A 2,600-nucleotide genomic window follows, 5' to 3' on the forward strand; every position below is an offset into this window, starting at 1 on the left:
ACCTCCGTGTCGATGCGGCAGGAGCGGATCCTGCCCGCCGACGCGATCCGCGCCCTGCCCAAGGGCACCGCGCTCTGCTTCGCCACCGGCATGCGCGCCGCCATGCTCGACCTGCGCCCCTGGTACCTGGAGCCCGGCGCCGACGAGCTGGCCGCCGCCTCCGCCCGCGCCTCAAAGGCCATCACTGCCCGCGCCGTAGCCAAGGCAGCGCCGAAGCAGAGCGACTTCGGGCCCGCTGCCTAGGAACCGTGCCCCGGTCCTGAGCGCCCTGTTCTTCCTCAACTTCCATCAGGAAACGGCTCATCGCCCCGTACGAACCCTGCGATCTCGACGATCTGACTCCCCACGATGCGCTCGACGCGGTCATCGCCGACATCCGCGAACATCGCGTCGCCGGCGGACCCGGTGGCTTCTTCACCGCCCTGCGCCACATCGACCTCCTCGGCCACCTCGCCATCCGACTCGCCGCAGACGCCCACCACCACCTCGCCCAGAAGCAGAACACCTCCTCCACCGGCCACTCGGCCAAAATCCTCACTCAGACCGCAGGACATGTCGGCCGTGCCCTGGCCCACTACACCTTGGCACTCACCCCGCTCGTCGTACTCGCTCAACCCGGCGTCCCTATCACTCTCGACCGGCAACTCGGCGCGATCGACCGCCACCGAGACCTGCACGCATACCTGAGCCACGCCCACCAGGCCCTGGACGAGGCCCGTGCCTCACTGACCGGTCTCAACCTCACGCCCGAAGCCCAAGGCCCCACTCCACAACCGCCCATAGCGGCGCGCAACTTGCCGCGCCCGCCCCGCCGCTGACCCCACCACCCGGACTGCCATGGCCATCACCGACCACCACGACATCTTCATCGGCTCGACCGACGACGGATGGACCTTCGTCATCGTCAACCGCCCCATCCGCAACGCCGCCCGCATGCTGACCGGGGCGGGATTCACCGCCCGCGAGCACCAGGGCCGCACGCTCTACCTCCTGCCACCCCAGACCGGCGAGGACGCGCACGAACGCGCCGGTATCGCGGCCTACGGGCTCATGGCCCACACCATGGATCTCGTCGACTTGGCCTGGACCACGCACCACCCCAGCACCAACGGCGTCGAGCCCGAGGCAACCATCCGCTTCCACGACGGCACAGTCACCGCCACCGCCCACACGGACCGCGCCGGCGATGTCCTCGCCGAGAACGGCTTCACGCCCACCAAGGTGTCGCAGGAGTACACGCTGCCTGCCGGGCTGAGCGAAGCCGACGCCGTGCATGCGGTCGTCCGTACCGAGACCCACCTCTACTCCTACGGCGTCCGCGTCCGCGTCGACCTCGGGATCCCAACCCTCCAGGACGTCCCGCCCGCGCCCTCTCGCCCTCCGTCCGCGCCAACGCTGCCCCCGGACCAGGCCCAGCGGCGCCGCCGCTGACCACCACTTCCCCCGGAACAGCACCATGCAACAGATCGATCTGAACGCCGAGATCGCCCGCCTGCGGCAGCTCGGCAGCGATTTCGAGGACCTGCACAGCGAGATCCGCTCAATCGCCCTCACCCCGGGCACCGACGCCCGGCAGCAGCTCACGTCGAAGATTGGGGCCACCCATGGGCTGGTCCAACGCGCCATGGAACGCCTCGCCGCTCTCGACGGCAGCCAGTACACCGCTGTCCCCGGCAGCCGCCCGTCTCTGGAGGCGCTGGCCTCCGTCGTCTTGGCCGCCAGCATCGCAGCATCCGACCTGGCCTGCGCGCTGGAGGCCAATCCGCTGGAGGGCGCCGCGTTCCCCGGCCCGCCGGCCGATGAAGCGGCCGTGCGCCAGGCACGGCACGCGGAGGCGGTCCCGGCCATGGCGGGGCACCTTGCGGATGCCGCCCACCAGCTCGACCTGGCCCACACCGGCTGCTACTACCTCGCCAGCGGCATCACCCGGGACCTGAAGCAGCACGCCGAACAGAACCAGAGCCAGGCGACCCCGCCGCAGAAGATCACGGACAGCCAGTACGCCGCCCTCGCCCGGCTGTCCGCAGGCGGCGGCACCCGTTATGTGATCAGCCGATACGGCGTGCTCAAGGCCATCGACAAGGACCGGGCCACCGTGAACGTCGCCACGCTCAACGCCCTGATCAAGCGAGGACTCGTCGCTGTGGACACCACGACGCCTTTGCACCAGGGCCAGCGCCTCCAGGTCACCGCCGAAGGCCACCGTGCCCTTGCCCATCACAAGCCCACCACGGCCCCCACCCGAACAGCGGCGGTGACGCCACCAGCAGCGAAACAGGCCGCGGGACGTACTCGATGACCAGCACCAACCCGCCTGGCCCGCCATCTTCTTCCACCGGGCACAGCGACACCCAACCCTGCGGTCCTGCCGAACCGCCCTTCTCGGCTGCCGAGCTGTCCGCCATCGCACGCCGTATGACGTGGCAGCAGCGCGCCGCCCTGCGGGTCCTCGCCCGGACACCCAGCCGGATCCGGCAGCGGAACAACGGCTCGCCGTACGTGGACACCCAGACCTCGTCACACATCGCGATCACCACGTGGCACGCCCTGGAACGCAAGGGCCTGGCGTACCGCGACACAGCCGCCCACCCCGCATCCCT

At 70.2% G+C, this 2,600-nt stretch carries 4 protein-coding genes and 1 pseudogene; 4 read left to right on the plus strand and 1 reads right to left on the minus strand.

Going from position 1 to position 2,600, the window contains the following annotated elements; translation table 11 throughout:
• A pseudogene (locus ACLZN2_RS50860) lies at window positions 1-243 on the plus strand (hypothetical protein); the annotation flags it as partial.
• Between the two features lie 35 nt (window positions 244-278).
• Here the strand turns inward: ACLZN2_RS50860 and ACLZN2_RS50865 are convergent.
• On the minus strand, window positions 279-677 hold the full coding sequence (locus tag ACLZN2_RS50865; protein ID WP_416987079.1) for a hypothetical protein: 399 nt from the start codon (window positions 675-677) through the stop codon (window positions 279-281).
• Between the two features lie 160 nt (window positions 678-837).
• Between ACLZN2_RS50865 and ACLZN2_RS50870 the strand changes: the two genes are divergently transcribed.
• The 3 genes from ACLZN2_RS50870 to ACLZN2_RS50880 all read left to right on the plus strand — a co-directional run.
• Window positions 838-1,431, plus strand: coding sequence for a hypothetical protein (locus tag ACLZN2_RS50870; protein WP_416987081.1), 594 nt, complete (start codon window positions 838-840; stop codon window positions 1,429-1,431).
• 25 nt (window positions 1,432-1,456) lie between these two features.
• On the plus strand, window positions 1,457-2,299 hold the full coding sequence (locus ACLZN2_RS50875) for a hypothetical protein (protein ID WP_416987082.1): 843 nt from the start codon (window positions 1,457-1,459) through the stop codon (window positions 2,297-2,299).
• A gap of 116 nt (window positions 2,300-2,415) precedes the next feature.
• The coding region (locus ACLZN2_RS50880; RefSeq protein WP_416987084.1) for a hypothetical protein at window positions 2,416-2,600 on the plus strand (185 nt) is incomplete at its 3' end.

This window comes from Streptomyces sp. T028 (genome assembly GCF_048159505.1).
In the GTDB taxonomy this organism is placed as follows: Bacteria; Actinomycetota; Actinomycetes; order Streptomycetales; family Streptomycetaceae; genus Streptomyces.